Here is a 26,508-nt window from a genome sequence, read left to right as displayed (position 1 = left end):
AAAGGGCAAGAAGCATGTTTTGGCGCCAATGCGGCCACTGGCTGACGGCGGCGGTCATCGTGGTGACTGGCTGGGGGCTAACCTATGGCTTGGTAGAGCAGCAGCGCCAGGCCAACGCCACCCTGGCCCAGGTGCGCTTTACCCAAGAGGTGCGCTCCTCGACCGATGCACTGTCCCAGCGTATTACGACCTACACCGAGTTCACGGCGGGACTGCGCGATCTGTTTCTGGTCAATCCCTACCTGCGTTTTGACCAGTTTCAGCAGGTCACTTCGATTCACAACGTCGGGGAAAATTACCCGGAAATACGCTCTTTGTCCTTTGTCCGCCGGGTGCCCCAGCAGGCGCTGCCCGCCTATGCCAAGCGCATGCAGGAGCAGGCCTTGCGCACTGGCATGGCCTTGCCCGCCATGCCCAGCGCAGTGCGCGAAGAGTACTTCTTGCTAGAGTTCCTCTGGCCGTTGGACAACAACCAAAGCATCTGGGGGCTGGATCTGACCGAGCAACCCAACAACCTCGCCGCCCTGCTGGCTGGGCGGGCCAGCGGCCAGCCGACAATTTCCGCCCCTTTTATCCTGAAGCAAGACAAAGAGCGCTCGGGGTTCATGCTGCGCTTGCCGGTTTTTCTGGAAAACCCCCAGCCCTGGGGCACTGCGCAAGAGCGCGAGTTCCTCGGCTCGGTCGGCTCCGCCGTCGATGTGACAGCAATGCTGGGCAGCCTGGCAGCACAAGGATTTTTCCGGGGTGTGGCCGTGCAGATGCACGATATCGGCCCGCTGCCCCAGAAGCCGGCCACGGCCCCCTTGCTGCTGGGCCAATCCAGCGGTTTTACCTCTGCCCTGCAGATGCGGCACCTGCCACCGCAGGTGCGCATTGTCCAAATCCTTGACCGGCGTTGGCGCTTGGAGTTTTTACCCACCCAACCGCTGCTGTCTGCGGCCGAGCGCATGCAGCCTTGGTGGCTGGGCGCAGGCGGCGGCTTGCTGTCGTTGTTGCTGGGGGGCTTTGTCAGCTGGCTGGTGCGCCGCCATGCGCGGGCCTTGAAGACCAGCGAGGCCAACTTCCAAGCCATCTTTAACCAAGCCACCGTGGGCATCGCGCTGGCCGATACGCAAACTGGGCACTTGCTGCAAACCAACGCCCGCTGCGCCCACATTTTGGGCTACACCGCGCAGGAGCTGGCCACCCGGACTTTCCAAGAATTGGTCGATCCCCAGGACTTGTCCCAGGCCATGGCCCAACAGCAGCGTCTGCTCAAAGGGGAAATTCATGAATACCGCATCGAACAACGCATGCGCCACAAGGATGGGCACACCATCTGGGTCGATGTAAACATCTCCCCCATGTGGCCCACCGGCCAGGCCCCCACCTACCATTTGGCCGTGTTGCAAGACATTACCGCCAAGCACCAAATCCAAGAGATGCTGTGCCAGCGTGAGGCCCAGCAACGCAACATCTTGAACCACATGCCGGTGGGCATTCATTGGGTCGAGAAAAACAACGCCATCACCTTCCGCAATGCACGCTTCATTCAAATTACAGGCTTTGATGCCGCCACCGTTCCGGATCTGCCCACCTGGTGGGCCAGCGCCTACCCCGACCCCGTGCTGCGCGAACAAGTACACACCCAGTGGGATGCGGCCTTGGCACATGCCCGGGACGGGGATGGCTTGATTCCTCCTGCGGAGTACCACATCACCCGGGCCGACGGCAGCCCCTGCATCTTGGAAATTTCCGGCGTGCTGTTGGGCGATGCCCAGCTGGTCATGACCCAGGACCTGACCCAGCGCAAAGCGGCCGAGGAAAAAATCACCTACTTGGAGTACTACGACCCCCTTACCCAACTGCCCAACCGCCGCCAGCTTTTAATGACCTTGCGGCACACCTTGAACGCCAGCGCCGAAGAAAAAACCTATGGTGCGGTTCTGCTGCTGGACATTGACCACTTTAAAACCGTCAATGAAATCAAAGGCCATGAATCGGGCGACACCTTGCTGCAGCAAGTGGCCGAACGTCTGCGCAGTTGCGTGCAAAAAGGCCCCACCGTCGCCCGCCATGGGGATGATGAGTTTGTGGTGCTGCTGGACCATCTCTCCCCCCTGCCGGGCGAGGCCGTCACCCTGGCCGAGCGCATGGGCCAGCGTATTTTGGAAGTCTTTCGCGCCCCCTTTATCTTGAAAGGCGAGCCTTATCACACCACCGCCAGCGTGGGCATCACCTTGTTCCAAGGAACCCAACCATCGGCTGACGAGCTGCTCAAACGCGCCGATCTGGCCATGTACCAAGCCAAAACCGCTGGCCGCAATACGCTGCAGTTCTACTCCCCCAATATGCACATGGCCATTCAAGAGCGTGTGCAAATGGAAGCCGAAATGCGCACCGGCCTGGAGCAAGGGCATTTCGAGCTGTTCTTCCAACCGCAGGTGCATGCCCACCAGGTCATCGGTTGCGAGGCGCTCATTCGCTGGCGCCACCCCGAGCGCGGGTTCATCGCCCCCAGCCTGTTCATTCCCCTGGCCGAAGACAGTGGTCAAATTCTGGCCCTCGGGCAGTGGGTGCTGCACACGGCCTGCGCCCAGCTGGCCGCTTGGGCCAGCAACCCGCACATGGCGCACCTGAGCATCGCCATCAACGTCAGCCCCCGGCAGTTTCACCAGCCCAATTTTGTCGAACAAGTCATTGCTGCCATTACCCAAACCGGGGCCGATCCGCGCGCCCTGGAGTTGGAGCTGACCGAAGGTCTGCTGCTGCACGATGTGGAAGACACCATCGAGAAAATGCTGCAACTCAAACGCCACGGCATCGCGTTTTCACTCGATGACTTTGGCACCGGCTACTCTTCGCTCGCTTATTTGAAGCGCTTACCGCTGGACCAGCTAAAGATTGACCAGGGTTTTGTCCGCGATGTCCTTACAGACGCGAACGATGCTGCTATCGCCCGCACCGTGGTGGCCCTGGGCACCAGCCTGGGCCTGCGCGTGATTGCCGAAGGGGTAGAAACCGCCGCCCAACGCGACTTTTTGCAGCACAACGGCTGCACCACCTGGCAAGGCTACTACTTCAGCCGCCCACTGCCCGTGGCCGAGTTTGCCGAGTGGGTGGCGCAATTTAGCAGCGCGCATCGGCCCTCCAGCGCCCCCACCACCCCACACCGCTAGCCAGCGCACGCGCCAGCCGCGTGCGCTTAGCCGTCGAGCTTGGCTTTCAGCAGCGCATTCACCTGGGCCGGATTGGCCTTGCCCTTGCTCGCCTTCATCACCTGGCCGACCAGGGCGTTAAACGCCTTGTCTTTGCCCGCGCGGTACTGCTCCACGTTGGCGGCATTGGCCGCCACCACCTCGGCAATGATGGCCTCCAGTGCGCCGGTGTCGTTCATCTGTTTCAGGCCCTTGGCGGCGATCACGGCATCCACCTCGCTGCCCTCGCCCACCCACAGCGCCTCAAACACCTGTTTGGCGGCGTTGTTGCTGATGGTGTTGTCGCTGATGCGGCCAATCAGCGCGGCCAGCTGCGCGCTGCTGACTTTGACGGCGTCCATGCCGATTTCTTCGTTGTTCAGACGGCGCGAGATTTCGCCCATCACCCAGTTGCTGGCCAGTTTGGGCTGGCCGCAGGCTTGGGCCGCCTCTTCAAAGTAGGCGGCCATGGCTTGCGACTGGGTCAGCGTGGTCGCGTCGTACTCGGGCAGGCCGTACTGCTGGACAAAGCGCTCGGCCATGGCGCGGGGCAGCTCGGGCATGGCGGCCTTGACCTGCTCAATCCATTCGGGGGCAATGACCAGCGGCGGCAGGTCGGGGTCAGGAAAGTAGCGGTAATCGGCCGCATCTTCCTTGGTGCGCATGGCGCGGGTTTCGCCCGTGTCTGGGTTGAACAGCACGGTGGCCTGCTCGATGGCGTAGCCGTCTTCGAGTTGCTCGATTTGCCAGCGGATTTCGTAATCAATGGCCTGCTGCATGTTGCGAAACGAGTTCAAATTTTTGATCTCGCGGCGCGTGCCCAGCGGCTGGCCCGGCTTGCGCACGCTGACGTTGGCATCGCAGCGAAACGAGCCTTCTTGCATGTTGCCGTCGCAAATGCCGATCCAGGTGACGATTTTGTGCAGCTCTTTGGCGTAGGCCACGGCCTCCAGCGAGGAGCGCATGTCCGGCTCGGTGACAATTTCCAACAGCGGCGTACCGGCGCGGTTCAGGTCAATGCCCGATTCGTTGGGGAACAGGTCGTGGACGGATTTGCCCGCGTCTTCTTCCAGGTGGGCGCGCACCAGGCGCACGGTTTTTTTCTCGTCGCCCAAATAAAAGCTGACCTCGCCGCCCTGCACCACGGGGATTTCAAACTGGCTGATCTGGTAGCCCTTGGGCAGGTCGGGGTAGAAATAATTTTTGCGGGCAAAAATGCTGCGCGGGGCCACGTGCGAGCCCAGGGCCAGGCCCAGCTGGATGGCGCATTCGACCGCCTTTTTGTTCATCACCGGCAGCGTGCCGGGCAAGGCCAGGCAGACGGCGCTGGCCTGGGTGTTGGGCTCGGCGCCAAAGGCGGTGCTGGTGCGGCTGAAGATTTTGCTGGCCGTGGCCAGTTGGGCGTGGGTTTCAAAGCCGATGACGACTTCGTAACCGTTGATCAAAGGGGCAGTCATGGTGTGCAATCTTTAAAGGAGCTGCTGGCGTTTGTTTTTCAATGTTTTCAAACGTTTTTATATTAAAAACAACGAGTATCAAGCGCAAACAGCTATAAATTAAATACTCTTGGGCTCGGCCTGGTGAAAATCGGTGACCTGCTGGAAGCGGTGCGCCACATTCAGCAAGCGGCCCTCTTGCAGGTAGTTGCCAATCAGCTGCAGGCCCACCGGCATCTGGTGGGCCCCCCAACCGACCGGCAGGCTCATGGCCGGCAGCCCGGCCAACGAGGCCGGCAGGGTGAACACATCGGCCAGGTAGCTGGCCAGCGGGTCGGCCTTGTCGCCCAACTGCCAGGCCACGCTGGGGGCCACCGGCCCGGCAATCACGTCGCAATCCTTGAAGGCGGCCTGGAAATCATTGGCAATCAAACGGCGGATTTTTTGCGCCTGCAGGTAGTACGCGTCGTAATAGCCTTCAGACAGCACATAGGCACCAATCATGATGCGCCGCTGCACCTCATCGCCAAAGGCTTCAGCGCGCGATTTTTTGTACAAATCCTGCAAATCCACGGGGTTGGCCGTGCGGTGGCCGTAGCGCACGCCGTCAAAGCGCGAGAGGTTGGAGCTGGCCTCGGCCGGGCTGATGATGTAGTAGGCCGGCACCGACAGCTGGGTGCGCGGCAGTTGCACCGGCACCAGCGTGGCACCGAGTTTTTCGTATTCTTTCAGCGCTGCGTCGATGGCCGTGCGCACATCGTCGGCCAGGCCGTCGGCAAAGAACTGGGCGGGCACACCAATGCGCAGCCCTTCGATGCTGTCACCCAGTTGGCGGGTGAAGTTCTCGGCCGGCACGTCCAGGCTGGTGGCATCGCGCTCGGTATCGGGGCCGCACATCACCGACAGCAGCAGGGCGCAGTCTTCGGCGCTGTGCGCCATGGGGCCGGCCTGGTCGAGGCTGGAGGCGTAAGCAATCATGCCGTAGCGGCTGGCACGGCCATAGGTGGGTTTGATGCCGGTAATGCCGCAAAAGCTGGCCGGCTGGCGGATCGAGCCGCCGGTGTCGGTGCCCGTGGCCGCCGCCACCATGCGGGCGGCCACCGCAGCGGCGCTGCCGCCGGACGAGCCACCGGGCACGCGCTGGGTGTCCCAGGGGTTGCGCACCGGGGCGGGTGCGTCCATGCCCACGGGGGCGATGGCGGCGCTTTCGTTGCCGTTGCCCATGGCAAATTCATCGCAGCTCAATTTGCCCAGCGTGACGCAACCGGCCTCGGCCAGGCGGGTCACCACCGTGGCATCAAACGGTGAGCGGTAACCGGCCAGCATGCGGCTGGAGGCGGTGGTGGGAAAGTCGCGGGTGACAAACACATCTTTGTGCCCAATGGGCACGCCCGCCAGGGGGCCGGCTTGGCCAGCGGCCAAGGCGGCATCTTGCGCCTGGGCTTGGGCCAAGGTGATGTCTTCATCCAGCGCCAAAAATGCGCCCAAGGCCTGCTGGGCTTTGGCGCGCTGCAAAAAGTGCTGGGCCACCTCGGTGGCGCTGGTGTGGCGGTTGCGAATCTGCGCGGCCAGGGCCGCAATGCTTAAATGGTGCAAATCTTGGGTGCTCATAAAACTAGCCAGGCGCTTGTTATTCGATGACTTTGGGAACCAGGAACAGGCCTTGCTCGGCCGCCGGGGCGTTGCGCAAATAGGCATCGCGCTGATTGGTCTCGGTGACCACATCGTCCTGCAGGCGCAGCTGCACGTCCTGCAGCACGGCCACGGGGTGGGTCAGCGGCTCGATGCCCGCCGTATCAACGGTTTGCATCTGCGCAACCATGCCGAAAAAATCATTCAACTGGGTGCGCATTTGCTCGCTTTTTTGCGGGGAGAGTTCCAATCGCGCCAGATGGGCAATGCGGTCAATGTCGTGAGGGGTGAGGGCCATAGTGCAATTCAAAATAAAACGGGCGTGCAACGGGACGTAACGTCTGCTGCAGCAATGCCATTGGGCCTGAGCTGTTCACAGGCGATGCGGTATTATCTTGCCTTTGCGCAAAAAGCCCCTTCTTTGTGCGCGCAAATGCGTAAAACTCCTCCCTCTCTCTCTGACTCTCATGACCCGGCGATGGCAAGCCGAAGCGCGTGCCGTGCCGAAAAGGAACTTTCTCAATGTTCGGAGCTTTCCGCCGATATTTCTCCACCGATTTGGCCATTGACCTCGGTACCGCCAACACCTTGATTTACGCCCGCGACAAAGGCGTGGTGCTCAACGAACCCTCGGTCGTGGCCATCCGCCACGAGGGTGGCCCCCACGGCAAAAAAGTGATTCAAGCCGTGGGCCGCGATGCCAAGGCCATGCTGGGCAAGGTGCCCGGCAACATCGAAGCCATTCGCCCCATGAAAGACGGCGTGATTGCCGACTTTGTCATCACAGAGCAGATGATCAAGCAGTTCATCAAAATGGTGCACCCGCGCAACGTCTTGGCCCCCAGCCCGCGCATCATCATCTGCGTGCCCTGCGGCTCCACCCAGGTGGAGCGCCGCGCCATCAAAGATGCCGCTGAGGCCGCAGGGGCCGCAGGGGTCTTTTTGATTGAAGAGCCCATGGCCGCCGGCATTGGCGCCGGGCTGCCGGTGTCCGAAGCCTCGGGCTCGATGGTGGTCGATATTGGCGGCGGCACCACCGAGGTGGGCGTGATCTCGCTGGGTGGCATGGTCTACAAAGGCAGCGTGCGCGTGGGCGGCGACAAATTTGACGAATCCATCATCAGCTACATCCGCCGCAACTACGGCATGCTGATTGGCGAGCCCACGGCCGAGATGATTAAAAAAGAAATTGGTAGCGCCTTCCCCGGTACCGAGGTCAAAGAAATTGAAGTACGCGGGCGCAACCTGTCTGAAGGCGTGCCGCGCAGCTTCACTATTTCTAGCAACGAAGTGCTCGAAGCCCTGAACGAGCCGCTCAACCAAATCGTCAGCGCGGTCAAAAATGCGCTGGAGCAAACCCCCCCGGAACTGGGCGCGGACATTGCCGAGCGCGGCATGATGCTGACCGGCGGTGGGGCGCTGCTGCGCGATTTGGACCGCTTGCTGTCCGAGGAAACCGGACTGCCCGTACTGGTGGCCGAAGACCCCCTGTCCTGCGTGGTGCGCGGCTGTGGCATGGCGCTGGACCACCTCGATCGCCAAGGCGGCATCTTCACCAGCGAACCATGAGCCTGCGCACCCTGGAAAGGGATGCACCCTCGCTGTTTAAAAACCGCCTGCCTGCGCCTACGCAGTTGGCGGTTTTTTGCGCTCTTTCCCTCGCCCTTATGGTGGCTGATGCCCGGCTACGGATCACGGCCCCGTTGCGCCAGGCGCTGGCCACGGTGCTCTACCCGGTGCAATTGGCACTGCTGCAGCCGCTGCGCTGGATCAGCGACAGCGCCGACTACCTGGAAAAACTGGAAACGGCCCAAAGAGCCGCCCACGAGGCCGAGGCCAAAATCACCGCCATCAGCCTGCAAGCCCACCAAGCCCAACTGCTCGCACAAGAAAACCGGCAGTTGCGCGGCCTGCTCAACCTGCGTGAGCGCTTGCCAGTACCGGCCCAAGCCGCCGAAGTGGTGTACGAATCGCCCGATCGGTATTCCCGCCGCATTATTTTGGACCAGGGCCAAATGGCGGGCATCGTGCCCGGCAGCCCCGTGATGGATGCCGCTGGCGTGTTGGGCCAGGTGGTGCGGGTGCAACCCTTTACCAGCGAAGTGCGCTTGCTGGTGGACCGCGACCAGGCCATCCCGACCGAAGTCAGCCGCACCGGGGTGCGGGGGGTGATGTATGGCCTGGCCTCCAACCTGACCAGCGACACCGTGGAGCTGCGCTACATGCCCAGCGACAGTGATGTGCAGCCTGGCGATGCCTTGGTCACCAGCGGCCTTGATGGCATTTACCCCCCGGGCCTGCCTGTGGCGGTGGTCACGGCGGTCGAGCGCCAAGGTGCCACCGCCTTTTTACGCATTGACAGCCAGCCCCTGGCCAAAATGCAGGGCACCCGCCATGTGCTGGTACTGACCCCGCGCAACAGCGTCTTGGCTGCCGAGCGGCCCATTGCCCAGGAATTGGCCACGCTGAGCCAGTCCAACGCCGATGCCAAGAAAAAAGCCCGCGACGACAAATCCGCCCAGCGCCGGGCCACCCCCGCAGCCCCCCCAGGGCAGGAGAGACAGCCATGATCATGCCGCGTGGCGAGCAGCTTTTGCTCCCAGCCAGCCCTTGGTTTATTGGCCTGAGCTTGTTTTTGGCGCTGGTGGTGAATTTGCTGCCCACCAGCAACTGGATTTGGATGCCGGATCTGTTGCTGCTGGTGCTGGCTTTTTGGGGCATCCACCAGCCCCAGCGCGTGGGCATGGGCGTGGCATTTTTTCTGGGCTTGCTGATCGATGTCCAGCAAACGGCTTTGCTGGGCCAGCATGCGCTGGTGTATGCGCTGGTGGTGTTTGTCGGGCAAAACAGCAGTCGCCGGTTGCTGTGGTTTTCCAGCTGGAAGCAAGCCTTGCAAATGCTGCCCGTATTTTTTGGGGCCCATTTGCTGCAAGTGCTGATTCGCCTGGCCGCTGGCGGAATCTTTCCGGGTTTTGGCCTGGCCTGGGCACCGGTGCTCGAAAGCTTGCTGTGGCCTGTGGCCGTGGCGGTTTTGCTCGCCCCCCAGCGCCGCGCCCCCGTGCACGACAATGAACGGCCTTTGTAAGCTGCGCACAGGACGCGAAGGGATGGGAGCGCCGCCATGGCCAGTCGTTTAAATTTTCGCAGCCTCTACACCCAAGCCGAAACACAAAGCTTTCGCCTGCGGGTGTTTGTGCTGGGGCTGGTCGTCTTGCTGCTGTTTGCGCTACTGGCCTACCGTTTGTCTGTGCTGCAAGTGCAACGCTACGCGGCTTTTTCCGAGCGGGCCGAGAGCAACCGCACCGCCGTGGTGCCCATCGTGCCCAATCGCGGGCGCATTGTGGATCGCAATGGCATTGTGCTGGCCACCAACTACTCGGCCTACACGCTGGAGATCACCCGCTCCCAGGTCGAAGACCTGGAGGCCACCATCCAGGCCATCTCTGAAATCGTCCCCATCAGCGCCCGCGACCGCCGCCAGTTCAAGCGCTTGATGGCCGATAGCAAAAGCTTCGAATCCATCCCCCTGCGCAGCCGGCTGACCGACGAGGAAGTGGCCCGCTTCACCGCCCAGCGCTGGCGCTTTCCCGGGGTGGATGTCAAAGCCCGCTTGTTTCGCACCTACCCCTTGGGGGAAGTGGCTGGCCATGTGGTGGGCTACATCGGCCGCATCAACACCAAAGAGCAGGAGCTGATCGACGAATCCGACGATGCCGCCAACTACCGTGGCACCGAAGTCATCGGCAAACTGGGCATTGAGCAAAGCTACGAAAAACAACTGCACGGCCAAACCGGCTGGGAGCAACTAGAGACCACCGCCGGCGGCTTTGCCGTGCGCCGCCTGAACAGCCGCGATGCCATACCGGGCGACACCTTGGTGCTGAGCCTGGACGTGGGCCTGCAAAAGCTGGTTGAGGACCTGTTTGGCGAGCGCCGGGGGGCCTTGGTCGCCATCGACCCGCGCAATGGCGAAGTGCTGGCCATGGTAAGCAAGCCGGGTTACGACATCAACTTGTTCATTGGCGGCATTGACCAGGAAAACTGGGACCTGCTCAACACCTCCATCGACCGCCCCTTGCTCAACCGGGCCCTGCGGGGCACCTACCCGCCCGGCTCCACCTACAAACCCTTCATGGGCTTGGCGGGGCTGGAATCGGGCAAGCGCAAGATCGACACCACCATCCAGGACAACGGCAGCTGGACCTTTGGTGGCCACACCTTCCGCTCGGGCCACCCCAATGGGCCGACCAATTTGCGCCGCTCCATCATCAAATCGTCCAACGTGTACTACTACATGCTGGCCAACGACATGGGCGTGGACTTGATCCACGACTACCTCTCGCCCATGGGCTTTGGCCGGCCCACCGGCATTGACCTGGAGGGCGAATCCCCCGGCGTGCTGCCCAGCATGCAGTGGAAGCGCAACACCTACAAACGCCCGGAACAAAAACGCTGGTACGCCGGCGAAACCATTTCCCTGGGCATTGGCCAGGGCTACAACCACTTCACCATGCTGCAACTGGCCTACGCCACGGCCATGCTGGCCAACCGGGGCGTGCAACACCAGCCACATTTGGGCCTGGGGCGCATTGATGCCGTCACGCGGCAATACCACGCCTTGCCGCAGCCGCCGGGCCTGTCCCTGGGCTACAAGCCCGAAAACATCGAGGCCGTGCGTGAAGCCACCCAAGCCGTCACGGTAGAAGGCACGGCACGGGGCATTTTTGCCGGCGCACCGTACACCTCGGCGGGCAAAACCGGCACCGCCCAGGCCGTGACTATCGGCCAAAAAGAGCGCTACAACGCCGCCAAACTGGCCGAGCGCCAGCGCGACCATTCGCTGTACATCGCCTATGCCCCCGCAGACCAGCCCGAAATCGCCCTGGCCGTGATTGTGGAAAACGCGGGTTTCGGGGCCACCGCCGCCACCCCCATCGCCCGGCGCGTGTTCGATTACTGGCTGCTGGGCCACTACCCCAGCGAGCAAGACTTGGCCGCCAGCCGCCAAGGCCTGGCCCGCACCCCCATCGGTACCCCACGCCGCGCCGCCGACATGCTCAACCACTACGAGCGCATCAGCGTTCCGGGCCTGTCACCGCGCGCCATCCCCTGGGTGCCCCCTGCGGCTGCGGCCAAGGCACCGCCAGCCCCTGCCCCCGAAGAGGTCGCCCAAGATGGCGCTGCCGAGGACTAAGAACGTATTCACGTTCTAATGGGGGGCCACCGCCGCGCGCCCCCTGGGCTTGGCGGCCTGGGGCGCACTGGCAGGCGCACTCCCCCACTGACTGACCATCAAGGCGCTGACCAACAACGCCGCCCCCAGCATGGCCTGCGCGTGCATGCGCTCACCAATCCACCACCAGGCGGTGATGGCGGCAAACACCGGCTCCAGCCCATAAATAATGGCGCTGCGCGTGGCATCCACCCGCTGCTGGCCCCAGGCTTGCAGCACCACCACGCCCACGCTGGCGACCACCGCCAAATACCCCAGCGAGAGCCAGCTGCCCCAGGGCAAACTGCGGGCCACGCCGAGCAAAGGCTGTGCTTCCATCCCCAGGGCCACCAGCACACTGCAGGCGCACATGGTCAGCGACACCACGGCCGCCAACCGCGTGGCGCGCAGCGGCTGCTGGCGGTTGCGCAGGGCGCACAGCTCCAGCGTCAAAATAAACAAGGCAAAAAACACGGCGCTGGACAGGGTCAGCGTATCGCCCCAGCTCCAGGCGCTGTCCTCAAAAAACATCAGCTGCAAACCGCCCAGCGCCAAGGCACAGGCCAGCGCAATGGCCCAGCCCATCGGGCGGCGCAACACCACCCAGGCCAGCAGCGGCACGATCAACACATTCAAGCCGGTAATAAACGCATTGCGGTTGCTGCTGATCAGCGCCAAGCCCTCGGTCTGCAACCAAAAGGCGATGAAATTAAGCAGCCCCAGCACCAGCCCCCAGCGCCACTCCGCCCCCCGCAGCCGCACAAACAGCGGCAGCAACACCACGCTGGCCAAGCCAAAGCGCAGGGCCAAAATGTGCAACGCCGGCACATCGTTGGCCAGCAATTTCATGGCTGGAAAGGTTGTCCCCCACACCAAGGTCACGCCCAGCAAGGCCAGCACCCCGGCGTAGCGAAAAGAGGCAGTAGCAGTCATACAAGTGGCCAAAATCATCATAAACAATAGCTTTAACCGCTTATTAAATGTCATTTTTTATACAAAACTCAAATAAAACGACTATATACAAGCGGTACCAGCTATTTAAATTGCATCCATCCCCGTTTTCACAATCAGGCCACCGACCACCACAATAAAGATCACCCGCACAAACCCCGTGCCATGGCGCAGGGCCAGCCAACTGCCCAGCACACTGCCCAGCACATTGGCCAGCGCCAAGGGCACGGCAAAGTGCCACCAAATATGGCCCTTGGCGGCAAACAGCAGCAGGGCGGCAATATTGGTCGATAAATTGAGCAACTTGGCACTCACCGAGGCATTGAGAAAGTCATACCCCAAGGTGCGCACCAACAAAAAAACAAAAAAGCTGCCCGTACCCGGCCCAAAAAAGCCATCGTAAAACCCAATCACCGCCCCAATGGCCGCCGTGCGCCACTGCTCTTGGCGGCCCTGAAACAGCGGCGCATGGGTGCGCCCCAGCTCTTTTTTGGCCAGGGTATAGACCAGCAAAACCAGCAAAATCAGCGGCAGCAACTTGCGCAGAAAGCTCGGGTCAATCAGCGTCACGCTCCAGGCCCCGGCAAAGGCCCCGGCAAAGGCCGCCGCAATGCCCGGCCACAGCGCCGGCCAGCGCACCGCAACGCGGCGGCTGTACTGCCACGAGGCCACCGCCGTGCCCCAAATGGCGGCACTTTTATTCGTGCCAAACAACGTCGCTGGTGCCGCCCCCGGAAAAACCGCAAACAACGCCGGCAGCAAAATCAGCCCGCCGCCGCCCACGATGGCATCGACCATGCCCGCCAGGGCCGAGGCCAGGGTAACAACTATCCACTCCATCACGCACCAAAAAGAAAAGCGCCGGATAAACCGGCGCTATGGAAAAAATCTACACCTCATGACGGGCGCTTGGATAAAAATTTCTAGTTATGGATCGAGTTGTCTCCTCGGGCCCTCCACGCGCTGTTGTCTCGCAGCGCTAGAAGTGCCGCCAATGTAACCGCAGACAAGTCTTCTATAAGACAGAGTTTTCCCTAGGGTACAATCGTCAGTAACGATGCCCCAGATCGTCAGCCAGCCAACGGCCAGGTCAGCCCCGCAACAATTTGTGCTAAAACCACTCCCCTGATGACCGACCCCACCCCCCGCCTTGAGCCCCAAACACACGCCGCAGGCCAGCACATTGTGCTGCTGGGCCGCTGGGGGGCCGCCGAATTGGGCCAGCGCGGTCAATGGCAACGCCTGCAGCGCCAGCTGGCCGGGCATGGCACGGCGGCCGTGTGGGATTTGACGCAGCTGGCCTGGCTGGACCACCTCGGGGCCCAGTTGCTGTGGCAGCACTGGCAGGGCCAGTGGCCCGCGCAATTGCACACCCACCCCAGCCAACGCGCCATGCTCGAGCGCGTGGCCCGCTTTGCCAGCGCCACCCCCCCGGCGCAGCGCCCGTATTACTTTGGCCGTTCGATTGAGCATTTGGGCACCTTGGTGCTGGCCGCCTTGGGCCATGGCCGCGACATCTTGCTGCTGATCGGGGGCTTGTGGCTGGATGCCCTGCGCCTGTTGCGGGCCCCCCACAAGGGGCCGTGGCGTGATTTTTCTGGCCACCTGTTCAACATGGGGGCCACGGCCCTGCCAATTACCGCCTTGGTTGGTTTTTTGATTGGCGTGGTGCTGGCCTATTTGATGGCGCTGCAGCTGCGCCAGTTTGGGGCCGAAGCCTTTATCGTAAATATTTTGGGCATCTCGCTGATTCGGGAGCTGGGGCCCCTGCTGGCCGCCATCTTGGTGGCTGGGCGCTCGGGCTCGGCCATCACGGCGCAAATTGGCGTGATGCGCGTCACCGAAGAATTGGATGCCATGCAAGTCATGGGCATTTCGCACGGCTACCGCTTGGTGCTGCCCCGGGCCATGGCCCTGGCACTGGCCATGCCCCTGGTTAGTTTGTGGACCACGCTGGCGACCTTGCTTGGCGGCATTGTGGCGGCCGACCTGACCATGGGCATCTCCCCGGCCTACTTCTGGCAAGCCCTGCCCAGCGCCGTAGAGGTCAGCAACCTGTGGCTGGCCAGCACCAAGGCCATGGTGTTTGGGGTGTGGATTGCGCTGATCGGCTGCCACTGGGGCCTGCGCGTGCAGCCCAACACGCAAAGCCTGGGGGCGGGCACGACCGCCTCGGTGGTCAGCTCGATCACCATGGTGATCATCGTCGATGCGATTTTTGCCGTGGCCTTCAAGGATGTGGGGTTCTAAGCATGACCAGCCCGTCCGACGTGATGATCGACATCGACCAGCTGTGGAGCATTTTTGGCCAAGGCGAGCAGGCCTTTGCCGTCCACCAAGATTTAAACCTGCAGGTACACCGGGGCGAAATGCTGTCCATCGTTGGCGGCTCGGGCACCGGCAAAACCGTGTTGCTGCGGCAAATTTTGGGGCTGCTGCAACCGGGCAAAGGCCGGGTCACCACCTTGGGCCGCCCCGCCGCCGAGTTGTGCCGCGCCGGGGCCTCGGCCCGCGTGGGCATGTTGTTTCAGCACGGGGCGCTGTACTCGGCGTTCAGCGTCCTGGACAACATCGCCTTTGCCCTGCGCGAGCAAGGCGGCCTGCCCGATGCCGTGGTGCGCCAAGCGGCCATGATCAAGCTGCAAATGGTGGGCCTCAAGCCCGAGCACGCCAGCCGCAACCCGGCCGATCTGTCCGGCGGCATGATCAAGCGCGTAGCGCTGGCGCGGGCGCTGATCATGGACCCGCCACTGCTGCTGCTGGATGAACCCACCGCCGGCCTGGACCCCACCAGCTCGGACGAATTTTGCGCACTGCTGCGCCAACTGCAGGCTGATTTGGGCCTAACCGTGGTCATGGTCACCCACGATCTGGACACCCTGTTTGCCCTGTCCAGCCGCGTGGCCGTGCTGGCCGAAAAGCGCGTGTTGGTCAGCGGCACGGCGCAGGAAGTGGCACAGTTTGACCACCCCTTTACCACCACTTTCTTCCAGGGCGAGCGGGGCCGCCGGGCCATGGCCCCAGCGCCCAGCGCCACCCCCCTTGCCGCCCCGGCATCCGCCTAACAAAGGAGCAACTGCCCCATGGAAAACAAATCCCACGCCATGGCCGCCGGCATCTTCATGCTGGTGCTGGCCAGCATGCTGGTTGGCCTGGCCCTGTGGCTCACGCGTGACCAGCGCCAGTACACCAGCTACGAGCTGTCCACCACCGATGCCATCAGCGGCCTGCAGCCCCAGGCCACCGTGCGCTACAAGGGCGTGGCCGTGGGCAAAGTCACCCACATTGGCTTTGACCACGAGCGCAATGGCCACCTGCTCATTCGCATCGCGGTTGATAGCCAAGCCCCCGTCCAGCCCGGCTACACCTACGCCCAACTGGGCTACCAAGGGGTCACCGGCATTGCCCATGTGCAGCTGGACGACGAGCCCGGCCCCTCGCCCATCCAGCCCATCGGCCCCAGCGGACTGCCGCGCCTGCCCATGAAGTCGTCACCGCTGAACGTGCTGGCCGACCAGGGCATGATGATTTTGAGCCGTGCCGACGAAGCCGCCGAACGCATCAATCGCCTGCTGGGCGATGCCAACCAAGAGCGCTTTAGCCTGCTGCTGGACAACCTCAACCACACCAACCGCACGCTGCAACAGCTGGGCGAGCGCGTCGATCCGATCTTGCAAGAGCTGCCCGCCTTGGTGCAGGACAGCCGCAGCGGCATCCGCACCTTGACCAGCACCGGAGAAAAATTTGGCCAACTGGCCGACCGGCTGCAAGCCCCCGATGGGGTGCTGCAGCACCTGCAAACCGGCAGCCAATCGCTGGTGCAATCGGCCCAGCGCTTTGAGCGCTACACCCTGCCAGGCATCCAACGCGCCAGCAGCGATTTGGGCCTGGCATCGCGCCAAATGGGCCACACCATGGCCAATATTGATGCCAACCCGCAGTCCCTGATCTACGGCAATGGCACCGTGCGCCCCGGCCCGGGCGAGCCCGGTTTTGCCCCCCCAGCGCCCGCCACCCCTTAACCTTGCGAGATTGCCATGCTGCTGCGCCTATCCCCCCTGGTTTTGACGGTTTTGCTGACCGCCTGCCAAAGCCTGCCCACCCCGCCGCAAGAGCCCGAACGCTTTGATTTGGGCCTGGCCACCTGGGCCGAAATGCCCGCCGCGCTCCCCCCTGCCGTGGTACTGGCCGATATTCAGGCCCCCTGGCAAGCCGAGGGCAGCACCACCGCCATGCACTACCGCCTGGCCTACGCCCAACCCCACCACCGGCACGCTTATAGCCAAGCCCACTGGAGCCTGCCGCCCGAGCTGCTGGTGCAAGAGCGCCTGCGCCAATGGCTCAGCCAAGGCCAGCGCGTGGTGCTCAGCGCCGAAGGCGGGCGCATCCCGCCCAGCGTGGCCGGGCAAGCGCCCCCCGTGCTGCTGCTGGCGCTGGAGCAGTTTGAGCAAGTGTTTGACCAGTCCGCACACAGCAGCGCCAACATTCGCCTGCGGGCCACCTTGATGGGCTACCAAGCGGCCGGTGAAGTGCTGCTGGGCCAACAGCTGTTTACCGCCACCATCCCCGCCCCCAGCGCCAATGCGGCCGGCGGTGCGGCCGCCCTGAGCCAGGCCACCGATGCCGTGGGCCAGCAACTGATCCAATGGCTACAAACCACCGCCACCGCCCGTTAAGCTTGTTTTTTTCATCCACTTTCTCCAAAGAGAGACCCCTTTATGGCCACCTTGCAATGGGACGACAAACTGCAGCTGGACTTACCAGAGCTGGACACCGTCCACCGTGAATTTGTCGATTTACTCACCCACGCCGAAAGCGCCGACGATGCCGCCTTGCTGGCGCTGTGGCACACCATCGTCAGCCACACCGAGGAGCACTTCGCCATGGAAAACCGCTGGATGCTGGCCACCGGTTTTGCCCCGGACAACTGCCACTTTCACCAACACCAAGCGGTGCTGGACATCCTGCGCGACGGCGCGGCCAAAGGGGCGCAAGGCGATCTGGCCGCCATCCGGGCGATGATTCCCGACTTGGCCCACTGGTTCAGCTACCACGCCAAAACCATGGATGCCGCCTTGGTTTACCACCTGCAAAGCACCGGGTTTGACATCCATGCCCAGCCCGTGGCGGCCGCGCCCACCCCAGCAGCGGCCAGCACAGGTTGCGGTTGCCACTAAAAAAAAGAGCCCAGGAGACATGCGATGGGACAGTGGATTGACCTGCAGGCCGCCGATGGCACCCCCTTTTCGGCCTGGGCCGCCCACCCGCCGGGCGCTTTGCGTGGCGCGGTCATCGTGGGGCAAGAAATTTTTGGCGTAAACAGCCACATCCGGGCCGTCACCGACCGCATGGCCACCCGGGGATTTTTGGCCATCGCGCCTGATTTATTCGCCCGCTTTACCCCGCGCCTGGACCTGGGCTACAGCGAGGCCGACGTGGCCCAAGGCCGCCGGTACAAAGCCCAGGCCGAAGCCATGCCCGATGCCATCTTGCAACAGGTGCAAGCCAGCGCCCAATGGGCCTTGGCCCAGGCCCCGTGCAAAGTGGGCATGGTCGGCTTTTGCTGGGGCGGCCTGGTCACGTGGCGGGCCGCTGCCCAGGTGCCCGAGCTGTCGGCGGCCGTCACCTACTACGGCGGCGGCATGACCAGCCAGCGCGAACGCACGCGCCGCCCCCGCTGCCCGGTGCAAGCGCACTTTGGCCGGCGCGACACCATCATCCCCCTGCAAGAAGTGCTGGCCTTTGCCCACGCCACACAAGCCCAAGCGGCCCACCAGCCGTCCGTGCAAACGCATATCTATGAGGCCGAGCACGGCTTTAACTGCGACCTGCGCGCCAGCTACGACCACGACAGCGCCATCCAGGCCAAAGACCGCACCTTGCTATTCTTTGACCAGCACCTTGCGCTTTCACTACCTTGAATTTGGGCATAAAACCGCTTTAAACACACTATTTTCAAGCGGTTAAAGCTATCTATTTACAAAGGTAAAATCGCGGCCCTGTTTGCCTTTTATTCGATGAAGTGAGTTCTATGTCCACCGTGCCCCCTGTTCAGACCATTCCCCCCATGAAGCTTTCGGGCCTGGAGCCGGTGTTTATCGGTGAGGGCTCTTTGTTCGTGAACGTGGGCGAGCGCACCAACGTCACCGGCTCCAAAGCCTTCGCGCGGATGATTCTGAACGAGCAGTACGAAGAAGCCCTGTCCGTGGCGCGCCAGCAGGTGGAAAACGGCGCCCAGGTGATCGACGTGAACATGGACGAGGCCATGCTCGACAGCAAGGCCGCCATGGTGCGCTTTTTGAACCTGATCGGCTCGGAGCCGGACATCGCCAAAGTGCCGGTGATGGTCGATAGCTCCAAGTGGGAAGTGATCGAAGCGGGCCTGCGCTGCCTGCAGGGCAAGGGCATTGTCAATTCCATCTCGATGAAAGAAGGGGTGGACAAATTCAAGCACGAGGCGCGGCTCATCAAACGCTACGGCGCGGCCGCCGTGGTCATGGCCTTTGACGAAAAAGGCCAGGCCGACACCTTTGAGCGCAAGATCGAAATCTGCGAACGCGCCTACCGCATCCTGGTCGATGAGGTGGGGTTTCCGCCCGAAGACATCATCTTCGACCCCAACATCTTCGCCATTGCCACCGGCATCGAAGAGCACGCCAACTACGCCGTCGATTTCATCAACGCCGTGCGCTGGATCAAGGCCAACCTGCCGGGGGCCAAAATCAGCGGCGGGGTCTCCAACGTGAGCTTTAGCTTTCGGGGCAACGAGCCGGTGCGCGAAGCGATTCACACCGTCTTTCTGTACCACGCCATCCAGGCCGGGATGGACATGGGCATCGTCAATGCCGGCATGGTCGGGGTGTACGACGACCTGGACCCCGAGCTGCGCGAGCGCGTGGAAGACGTGGTCTTGAACCGCCGCGACGATGCCGCCGAACGCCTCTTGGAAATTGCCGAAGCCGCCAAAGGCGCGGCCAAGGACGAGAGCAAAAAACTCGAATGGCGCGGCACGCCCGACAACCCCAAAACCGTGGGCGAGCGCCTGTCGCACGCGCTGGTACACGGCATTACCGACTTCATCACCGAAGACACCGAAGAGGCCTACCAGCAACTCGTGGTGCAACAAGGCGGCCGCCCGCTGCACGTGATTGAAGGGCCGCTGATGGACGGCATGAACATCGTCGGCGACCTGTTTGGCGCGGGCAAAATGTTTTTGCCCCAGGTGGTGAAAAGCGCGCGCGTGATGAAGCAGGCCGTGGCCCACCTCATTCCCTACATCGAGGAAGAAAAGCGCCAGCAAGAGGCGGCAGGCATCGACGTCTCCAGCAAAGGCAAGATCGTGATTGCCACCGTCAAGGGCGACGTACACGACATTGGCAAAAACATCGTCACCGTGGTGCTGCAGTGCAACAACTTTGACGTTATCAACATGGGCGTGATGGTGCCCTGCCACGAAATCCTGGCCAAGGCCAAAGAGGTGAACGCCGACATGGTGGGCCTGTCGGGCCTGATCACCCCCAGCCTGGAAGAAATGCAGTACGTGGCCGGCGAAATGGACAAAGACGAGTACTTCCGCAGCCGCCAGACCCCACTCTTGATCGGCGGGGCCACCTGCTCGCGCGTGCACACCGCCGTGAAAATCGCCCCGCAGTACAACGGCCCGGTCATCTACGTGCCCGATGCCTCGCGCAGCGTGGGCGTGGCGCAAAACCTGCTGGGCGAGAACCGCGCCACCTACTTGGCCGAAGTGGCCGCCGATTACGAACACGTGCGCCAACTGCACGCCAAGCGCAAAAAGCAACCCCTGTGGCCCCTGGCCAAAGCCCGCGCCAATCTGCCGCAGCTGGACTTTGCCAACCCGCCCCCCGTGGCCCCCCGCGCCCTGGGGCGACGCGTGTTCAAAAACTTCGATCTGGCCGAAATCGCCCAGTACATCGACTGGGGCCCCTTCTTTCAGACCTGGGATTTGGCCGGCCCCTACCCCGCCATCCTGGACGATGAAATCGTCGGCACAGAAGCCCGCAAAGTCTTGGCCGACGGGCAGGCCATGCTGAAAAAAATCGTCGAAGGCCGCTGGCTGCAAGCCAACGGTGTGCTGGGCCTGTACCCGGCCAACCGCGTGGGCGACGACATCGAGTTCTACACCGACGAAAGCCGCAGCCAGGTGCTGATGACTTGGTACGGCCTGCGCCAGCAAACCGAAAAACAGGTGGATGCCGAAGGCAAGTTGCGCCCCAGCCGCTGCCTGGCCGACTTTGTCGCCCCAAAGGACAGCGGCATTGCCGACTACGCCGGCCTGTTTGCCGTCACCGCCGGGATTGGCAGCGAGAAAAAAGAAAAAGAATTTCTCGACGCGCTGGACGACTACAGCAGCATCATGTTCAAAAGCCTGGCCGACCGCCTGGCCGAAGCCTTTGCCGAATGCCTGCACCAGCGCGTGCGCAAAGATTTGTGGGGCTATGCCGCCGATGAAGCCCTGGACAACGAGGCACTCATCAAAGAGCAATACCAAGGCATCCGCCCCGCCCCCGGCTACCCGGCCTGCCCCGATCACACGCCCAAGATCGACCTGTTCAAAGCCCTGCGCACCGACGAAATCGGCATGCAGCTGACCGAGAGCCTGGCCATGCACCCGGCCTCCAGCGTCAGCGGCTTTTACCTGGCCCACCCGCAGGCCAGCTACTTCAGCGTGGGCACGATTGGCGACGATCAGGTGCAAGACATGGCCCAGCGCCGGGGCATGGACGTGGAAGAACTGCGCCGCCGCCTGGCCCCCAACCTGGGGTGATGGGCGAGGTTTGCTCTGATTTTAAAAGCTGTTTGCGTTGATTAAATCAAGGTTTCATGCATTTTTATGCATGAAACCTTTTATCTGCGTGCGTAAACAGCTCATCTATTAAAACGCCCAGTCGTAGCCGACCGTCAGCGGCGCGTGGTCAGAAAACTTTTCCCCCTTGTAGATGCTGCTGCTGCGCGCCAAAGCGGCCAGCGCCGGGGTGGCCAGGTGGTAATCAATGCGCCAGCCCACGTTGTTGGCATAGGCCTGGCCCCGGTTGCTCCACCAGGTGTAGCCTGCGTCGGTGGCCTCAGGCTCCAGCTGGCGGTACACATCGCGCAAGCCGCCACGGGCCGGATCGTCGCTGAGCAGCTGGTCCATCCAGGCGCGCTCTTCGGGGGTAAAACCGCTGTTTTTTTGGTTGCTGCGCCAGTTTTTAATGTCTTTTTGCGTGTGCGCGATATTGATGTCGCCGCACAAAATAAAGTCCCGCTCCTCTTTCAGCGCCATCAGGTGGGCATGCATGGCATCCAGAAAGCGAAACTTGGCCGCCTGCCGCTCTTCCCCCGAAGAACCACTGGGAAAGTAGCTGCTGATGATGGAGCGCTTGCGCTGCAGCGTGTCAAAGCGCGCTTCGATGTAGCGACCCTCGGCATCAAACTCGGGGTTGCCAAAGCCAACAATCACGTCACTGGGCGCGTGGCGGCTGTAAATGCCCACGCCGGAATAGCCCTTTTTTTCAGCGCAGTGAAACCAGCCCGGCAGCCCGGCCAGGGCCTCAAAGCGCCCAGCAATGTCGGTTTGCTGGGCTTTTAACTCTTGCACACAAATACAATCGGGCCGCATGGTGGCCAGCCAAGCCTCCAGCCCCTTGGTGGTTGCAGAGCGGATGCCGTTCAAATTCAGGCTGGTCAGTTGAAACAGGGAAGAAGTAGTTGTCATGTCGAATCAAGAAGTCACGCAGCCAGTAGATGCTGCAGGTTTGGCCCAAGCGTTTGTGGCCTTTGCGGTGGAAGCGGGCGTGTTGCGCTTTGGTGAATTCAAAACCAAAGCCGGGCGCATGAGTCCCTACTTTTTTAACGCCGGTCTGTTTGATGACGGTGCCAAGCTGGCCCGCCTGGCCCAATTTTATGCACAGGCCATTGTGGCCAGCGGCATCGAGTTTGACATGGTGTTTGGCCCCGCCTACAAAGGCATTCCGCTGGCCGCCACGGTGGCTGTGGAACTGGCCCACATGGGCAAAAACGTGCCCTTTGCCTACAACCGCAAAGAAGCCAAAGACCACGGCGAAGGCGGCACCCTGGTTGGGGCCCCGCTGCAGGGCCGCGTGCTCATCATCGACGACGTGATGAGCGCCGGCACCGCAGCGCGCGAATCGATTGCCCTCATCCAGGCCGCCGGGGCCACCCCGCATGCGGTGGCCATTGCCTTGGACCGCCAGGAAATGGCCACCGAAAACGGCCAGGACGTTGCGCACAGCGCCGTGCAATACGTGCGCCAGCAACTGGGGCTGCAGGTTTGCGCTATTGCTACACTGGCCGATTTACTGGCCTACTTGGGCCAACAAGCCGATGGCGAAGCCACCATGGCCGAGCACTACCAGCGCGTCACCGCGTACCGCCAGCGGTACGGGGTCGCCGGGTAAGCGCGCCAGCAAATACACCACAACGACACCAAGGGCTCCACAGCGCAGGGGACACAGGCGGAACCAGGATATGCGTCATTATTTTTCAGGAGGGATCGCCGCAGGGCTGGTGCTGGTGTGCGCCAGCGGGTGGGCGCAAAGTTCTGCGGTGTACTCCTGTGTGGATGATCGGGGCCGCCGCCTGGTATCCGATCGCCCCATCCCGGAATGCCTCGACCGGGAGCAGCGCGTGCTGGGCCCCAGCGGCGTAGAGCGCCAGCCGCACCCTCCTGTTTTAACCAAAAGCGAGCGCGAGCAAGCCGCCCGCGAGCGCGAGCACCAACAGCGCGAGCGCGAGCGCATCGCCGAGCAACGGCGCTTAAACCAGGCCCTCTTGCTGCGCTACCCCGATCGCGATGCCCATGAGGCCGCGCGCCTGCAGCAAGCGCAGCAACTCGACGAGGTGCAGGCCATGGCCCGGGCACGGCTGGCCAGCTTGGATGAGCTGTACCTGCAAGCACAAAAAGATTTGGCCGCGCAGGGCAGCAACCCCACACCAGAAGCCCAAAGGGCCGTGAAAGCCGCCCAAATGGCCGTAGCGGCACAAAAACAGTCCATCGAGACCAATGAGCTCAACCGCCAGCGCACCATGCTGCGCTTTGACGATGAAGGGCGGCGGCTGGAAAAGCTCTGGGCCGGGGAGCAGCCCTAGCTTTTTTATTGCAGCGTGCAGGCATTGCGCTGGCGCAGCGTTGCCCACGCAATGCCATTAAAGCCAGGCTGGGCGCTGCCGGGCCAGTCCGCTTGCTCCAGCAAGGCACCATACCCCACCGCCCGCATCGCCGTTTCGGCCAACAGGGCGTTGGAGTGTTCGGGGGCTTGGCCCGGCCCGCCGGCCTGGGGGGCTTGGGCAAAGATCGGCAACACCGGCGCATGCTGGGCATGGGTCACCGGGTTGGCCCAGACCAGCATGGGCACCTCCAGGCTGCTCAGGCCGGCCCCGTGGCGGTAATCATCGGCACAGGGCGGCAGCAGCACGCCGTGGTCACTGGTGTACAGCAGCAAGGCGCTGCGGTGGGGGCTGCTGGCCTGCTCCAACAACCCAATCCACTGCGCCAGCAAATGGCTGCTGTAGTGGGTGTTGTTGTCGTAGGCATCGGCCACGGCGCGGTAGCTGGACGGTGTGCGCTCTTGCAGCTGTGGGTGGCTGCCATAGGTGTGCAGCACGATCAGCTTGCGCGGGGCCGGATCGGCCAAGGCCGTGCGCAGGCTGCGCGTTAGCACCTCATCCAAATCGCCATTGCCCACTTTTTGATACACCGCACTGGCACGGCGCAAGGCGTAGCTGAAAAAGTCTTCGTGCAAGCTGAAAAAACGCGAATTGCTGAACGCAAAGGTTTTATAGCCAGCGTGCTGGGCCAGATCGAGAAACGATGGTGCGCGGCGGGCGGTACTGTCCAGGGCCGACATGCCCGTCAGCATGTAGGGCAGCGCGGCCGCCGTATTCCACCCCTGGGCCAGCACGGTGGTGGCGGCGATGCCGGGCACGCTGGCCAGCGGGGCATTGGTAGGGGCCCCCTGGTAACCCAGCAACGACCAGCGGTGGGCGGTAGCGCTTTCGCCCAATACCACCACGATGGTATCGACTTGGCTGCTGGCATTGGGGGCGCTGCTGGGCAGCAGGGGTGGCAGAAACAGCCCGGCCGCAATCTCTTGCTGGCGCATGGCGGCCCGCACCACATGCAGGGGATACAGGCTCTTGGCCTTGCGCATAAAGGTATTGGCATTGAGCTGCTGAATCAGCGCATACACCAGCACCAACGCCCAAAACAGCCCGGCCCCCTGCCACACCCTGCGCAGCAGCAAGGAGGTGCCGCGCAGCGCTGGCAGGGTGCGCCACAGCGTGCGCCCGGCCCAGGCACAGGCCAGCAGCCACAGGGCCAGCGTGGCCCAGGCCCGGCCGGGCACCGTGGGCACAAACTCTAGGGATTCTGTCGGCGTGGTGCGCAGCAAGGTGGCCAAGAAAAACTCATCCACCAAAGCGCCAAAAAAACTGGCATGCACAATGTTGGCGCAGCCCAAGAGCGCCAGCCCCCCCAGCACCAGCGGCAGCAGCGGGCGCACCAACAGCACGGGCGCAAAACACCAGGCCGCCAACAGCAGGTGGCCCAGGGCCGAGGCAGACAGGCCCGGCAGCAAAGCGGGCGTAAAAAACAACAGCCAAGCGGCAATGACCCGCCAAGTTTGAGTATGGATAGAACGCATATTTTTAAAAAATACGGCTTAACGCCTTATTAAATAAGCGCTAATAGCTATGAATTTTTATATTTATTCGCTGCTACTTATTCGCTTTTATCGCTGCGGGCAATGGTCAGCAGCTTGCGCATCTCGCCGCCGTGGTTGCGGCAGTTAAAGACATACCAGCGCCCAATCAGCCACATGCTGATGGCCACCAGCAGGCCACAGGCGGTAATCGCCCCGTAGGCCGTCAGCCCCCCCCACGAGGCCAGGCTGTACAGCGCCCCCAGCGCCAAAATGGCAATTTGCTCGTTAAAGTTTTGCACCGCAATCGATCGGCCCGCGCCCATCAGGCAATGGCCACGGTGCTGCAGCAAGGCATTCATGGGCACGACCAAATAGCCGCCCAGCCCCCCCAACAAAATCAAAAACGGCACCGCCAGCCACAGCTCGTTGATGAAGTTCATCGCCAGCACCAACAACCCCATGCCAATGCCCAGCGGAATGGTGCGGGTGGCGTACTGCAAACGCATGCGCATGGCCGCCAAAATGGCTCCGGCCGCGGTGCCCAGGGCCACCACGCCCACCAGGGCAGAGGCCTTGGTCGTGTCATACCCCAGCGCCACGGCGGCCCAGGCCAGCACGATGTAGCGCAGATTGCCCGATACGCCCCAAAACAAGGTGGTGGCCGACAGCGAGATTTGCCCCAGCTTGTCGCCCCACAGGCTGGCGTTGCAGCGCCAAAAATCTTGGAGCAAGCCCCACACCCCCGCACTGCGGCGGCCGCTGCCTGGGTCGGCGCAGGGGCTGCTGGCGTGGTGGCTGCTTTGCCAAAATGGCACCAAGCGGGCGCTGGTGCGCGGAATGCCCAGGTTGAACAAAGCGGCCAGGGCATACACCAGCACCAGCACGGCAATGGCGGCCTGGGGGGCACTGTCCACACCGGGCAGGTGCAGCCCCATGAGCAGGGGCGCAACCACCGGGCCAACCAATTGGCCGCCCAGCAACACCCCCAGGATGATGGAGCTGATCGTCAGCCCCTCAATCCAGCCATTGGCGCGCACCAGTTGAGAGGAGGGCAGCAACTCGGTCAGGATGCCGTACTTGGCCGGGGAATACGCCGCCGCCCCCAGGCCCACGATGGAGTAGGCCAGCAGCGGATGCGCCCCCCACAGCATCAGCAGGCAGCCCAGCACCTTGATGGTGTTGCTGATCAGCATGACCCGCCCTTTGGGCATGGCATCGGCAAACGCCCCGACAAAAGGGGCCAGCACCACGTAAAACAGGGCAAACATGGGCACCAAAGCCGCTTGCTGCCACTCGTGCGCCCCCGCGCTGCGCAGAAGTGCGATCGCGGTAACGAACAAGGCATTGTCGGCCAGCGAGCTGAAAAACTGCGCCGCCATGATGGTGTAGAAACCGCGCTTCATGCAATTCAAAATCACTAGGCCAGCGGGGTCGCT

Annotated in this window: 22 protein-coding genes; 14 read left to right on the top strand and 8 right to left on the bottom strand. The window is 62.6% G+C overall.

All coding sequences use genetic code 11. The features are described 5' to 3' along the window. Positions 1-14 precede the first annotated feature (14 nt). A complete protein-coding gene (locus J1777_RS01445) occupies positions 15-3,158 on the top strand; it encodes a bifunctional diguanylate cyclase/phosphodiesterase (protein ID WP_207574052.1) in 3,144 nt (1,047 codons plus the stop codon). Positions 3,159-3,184: 26 nt separating this feature from the next. Here J1777_RS01445 and gatB read toward each other — a convergent pair whose 3' ends face one another. The 3 genes from gatB to gatC all read right to left on the bottom strand — a co-directional run bounded on the left by gatB (position 3,185) and on the right by gatC (position 6,542). Beyond that, a complete protein-coding gene (gene gatB / locus J1777_RS01440) occupies positions 3,185-4,633 on the bottom strand; it encodes an Asp-tRNA(Asn)/Glu-tRNA(Gln) amidotransferase subunit GatB (RefSeq protein WP_207574051.1) in 1,449 nt (482 codons plus the stop codon). Between the two features lie 99 nt (positions 4,634-4,732). Next, positions 4,733-6,223: an Asp-tRNA(Asn)/Glu-tRNA(Gln) amidotransferase subunit GatA gene (gatA, locus tag J1777_RS01435; protein WP_207574050.1), complete on the bottom strand. Its 1,491-nt coding sequence runs from the start codon at positions 6,221-6,223 to the stop codon at positions 4,733-4,735. 19 nt (positions 6,224-6,242) lie between these two features. Continuing rightward, complete coding sequence (gene gatC, locus J1777_RS01430) at positions 6,243-6,542, bottom strand: Asp-tRNA(Asn)/Glu-tRNA(Gln) amidotransferase subunit GatC (RefSeq protein WP_207574049.1); 300 nt, start codon at positions 6,540-6,542, stop codon at positions 6,243-6,245. A gap of 224 nt (positions 6,543-6,766) precedes the next feature. Between gatC and J1777_RS01425 the strand changes: the two genes are divergently transcribed. The 4 genes from J1777_RS01425 to mrdA are packed head-to-tail and all read left to right on the top strand — an operon-like array spanning position 6,767 to position 11,438. Next, positions 6,767-7,813: a rod shape-determining protein gene (locus J1777_RS01425; protein WP_207574048.1), complete on the top strand. Its 1,047-nt coding sequence runs from the start codon at positions 6,767-6,769 to the stop codon at positions 7,811-7,813. Next, complete coding sequence (mreC, locus tag J1777_RS01420) at positions 7,810-8,814, top strand: rod shape-determining protein MreC (RefSeq protein ID WP_207574047.1); 1,005 nt, start codon at positions 7,810-7,812, stop codon at positions 8,812-8,814. Before J1777_RS01425 ends, mreC begins: the two co-directional genes overlap by 4 nt. Then, positions 8,811-9,329, top strand: a complete 519-nt coding sequence (mreD, locus tag J1777_RS01415) for a rod shape-determining protein MreD (RefSeq protein WP_207574046.1) — start codon at positions 8,811-8,813, stop codon at positions 9,327-9,329. The genes mreC and mreD overlap by 4 nt, the downstream gene beginning before the upstream one ends. 36 nt (positions 9,330-9,365) lie before the next feature. Next, on the top strand, positions 9,366-11,438 hold the full coding sequence (mrdA, locus tag J1777_RS01410; protein ID WP_207574045.1) for a penicillin-binding protein 2: 2,073 nt from the start codon (positions 9,366-9,368) through the stop codon (positions 11,436-11,438). Between the two features lie 15 nt (positions 11,439-11,453). Here the strand turns inward: mrdA and J1777_RS01405 are convergent, their stop codons facing one another. Together J1777_RS01405 and J1777_RS01400 are read right to left on the bottom strand one after the other, a co-directional pair. Beyond that, positions 11,454-12,389, bottom strand: coding sequence for a DMT family transporter (locus tag J1777_RS01405; protein ID WP_207574044.1), 936 nt, complete (start codon positions 12,387-12,389; stop codon positions 11,454-11,456). Positions 12,390-12,494: 105 nt separating this feature from the next. Then, positions 12,495-13,247 carry a sulfite exporter TauE/SafE family protein gene (locus tag J1777_RS01400; RefSeq protein WP_207574043.1) on the bottom strand — a complete coding sequence of 251 codons (753 nt, stop codon included), beginning with the start codon at positions 13,245-13,247 and terminating at the stop codon, positions 12,495-12,497. 288 nt (positions 13,248-13,535) lie between these two features. Between J1777_RS01400 and J1777_RS01395 the strand changes: the two genes are divergently transcribed. The 7 genes from J1777_RS01395 to metH all read left to right on the top strand — a co-directional run bounded on the left by J1777_RS01395 (position 13,536) and on the right by metH (position 21,195). After that, a complete protein-coding gene (locus tag J1777_RS01395) occupies positions 13,536-14,657 on the top strand; it encodes an MlaE family ABC transporter permease (protein WP_207574042.1) in 1,122 nt (373 codons plus the stop codon). A gap of 2 nt (positions 14,658-14,659) precedes the next feature. Beyond that, the gene (locus J1777_RS01390) at positions 14,660-15,472 is read left to right on the top strand and encodes an ABC transporter ATP-binding protein (protein ID WP_207574041.1); all 813 of its coding nucleotides are present in this window, start codon (positions 14,660-14,662) and stop codon (positions 15,470-15,472) included. 18 nt (positions 15,473-15,490) lie between these two features. After that, entirely contained in the window at positions 15,491-16,429 is a 939-nt protein-coding gene (locus J1777_RS01385; RefSeq protein WP_207574040.1) for an MlaD family protein, read from the top strand. Between the two features lie 15 nt (positions 16,430-16,444). Beyond that, on the top strand, positions 16,445-17,083 hold the full coding sequence (locus tag J1777_RS01380) for an ABC-type transport auxiliary lipoprotein family protein (protein ID WP_207574039.1): 639 nt from the start codon (positions 16,445-16,447) through the stop codon (positions 17,081-17,083). Positions 17,084-17,125: 42 nt separating this feature from the next. Next, positions 17,126-17,584, top strand: coding sequence for a hemerythrin domain-containing protein (locus J1777_RS01375; RefSeq protein WP_207574038.1), 459 nt, complete (start codon positions 17,126-17,128; stop codon positions 17,582-17,584). Positions 17,585-17,608: 24 nt separating this feature from the next. Continuing rightward, complete coding sequence (locus tag J1777_RS01370) at positions 17,609-18,328, top strand: dienelactone hydrolase family protein (RefSeq protein ID WP_207574037.1); 720 nt, start codon at positions 17,609-17,611, stop codon at positions 18,326-18,328. 110 nt (positions 18,329-18,438) lie between these two features. Next, positions 18,439-21,195, top strand: a complete 2,757-nt coding sequence (metH, locus tag J1777_RS01365; protein WP_207574036.1) for a methionine synthase — start codon at positions 18,439-18,441, stop codon at positions 21,193-21,195. A 108-nt stretch (positions 21,196-21,303) separates the two neighbouring features. Here metH and J1777_RS01360 read toward each other — a convergent pair whose 3' ends face one another. Further along, a complete protein-coding gene (locus tag J1777_RS01360) occupies positions 21,304-22,107 on the bottom strand; it encodes an exodeoxyribonuclease III (RefSeq protein ID WP_207574113.1) in 804 nt (267 codons plus the stop codon). Positions 22,108-22,123: 16 nt separating this feature from the next. On the opposite strand from J1777_RS01360, the gene pyrE reads away from it, so the two are divergent. Both pyrE and J1777_RS01350 read left to right on the top strand, forming a co-directional pair. Next, positions 22,124-22,828 carry an orotate phosphoribosyltransferase gene (gene pyrE, locus J1777_RS01355; protein WP_207574035.1) on the top strand — a complete coding sequence of 235 codons (705 nt, stop codon included), beginning with the start codon at positions 22,124-22,126 and terminating at the stop codon, positions 22,826-22,828. A gap of 70 nt (positions 22,829-22,898) precedes the next feature. Next, positions 22,899-23,519, top strand: a complete 621-nt coding sequence (locus tag J1777_RS01350) for a DUF4124 domain-containing protein (RefSeq protein ID WP_207574034.1) — start codon at positions 22,899-22,901, stop codon at positions 23,517-23,519. Between the two features lie 5 nt (positions 23,520-23,524). Here the strand turns inward: J1777_RS01350 and J1777_RS01345 are convergent, their stop codons facing one another. Further along, a complete protein-coding gene (locus J1777_RS01345) occupies positions 23,525-25,072 on the bottom strand; it encodes a sulfatase-like hydrolase/transferase (RefSeq protein WP_207574033.1) in 1,548 nt (515 codons plus the stop codon). A gap of 77 nt (positions 25,073-25,149) precedes the next feature. After that, the gene (lplT, locus tag J1777_RS01340) at positions 25,150-26,475 is read right to left on the bottom strand and encodes a lysophospholipid transporter LplT (protein ID WP_207574032.1); all 1,326 of its coding nucleotides are present in this window, start codon (positions 26,473-26,475) and stop codon (positions 25,150-25,152) included. Positions 26,476-26,508 lie beyond the last annotated feature (33 nt).

The sequence above is a fragment of the Comamonas denitrificans genome (assembly GCF_017368815.1).
In the GTDB taxonomy this organism is placed as follows: domain Bacteria; phylum Pseudomonadota; class Gammaproteobacteria; order Burkholderiales; family Burkholderiaceae_C; genus Comamonas; species Comamonas denitrificans.
The sequence above is the reverse complement of the archived record's forward strand: the minus strand, read 5'-3'. Positions and strand labels throughout refer to the sequence as shown.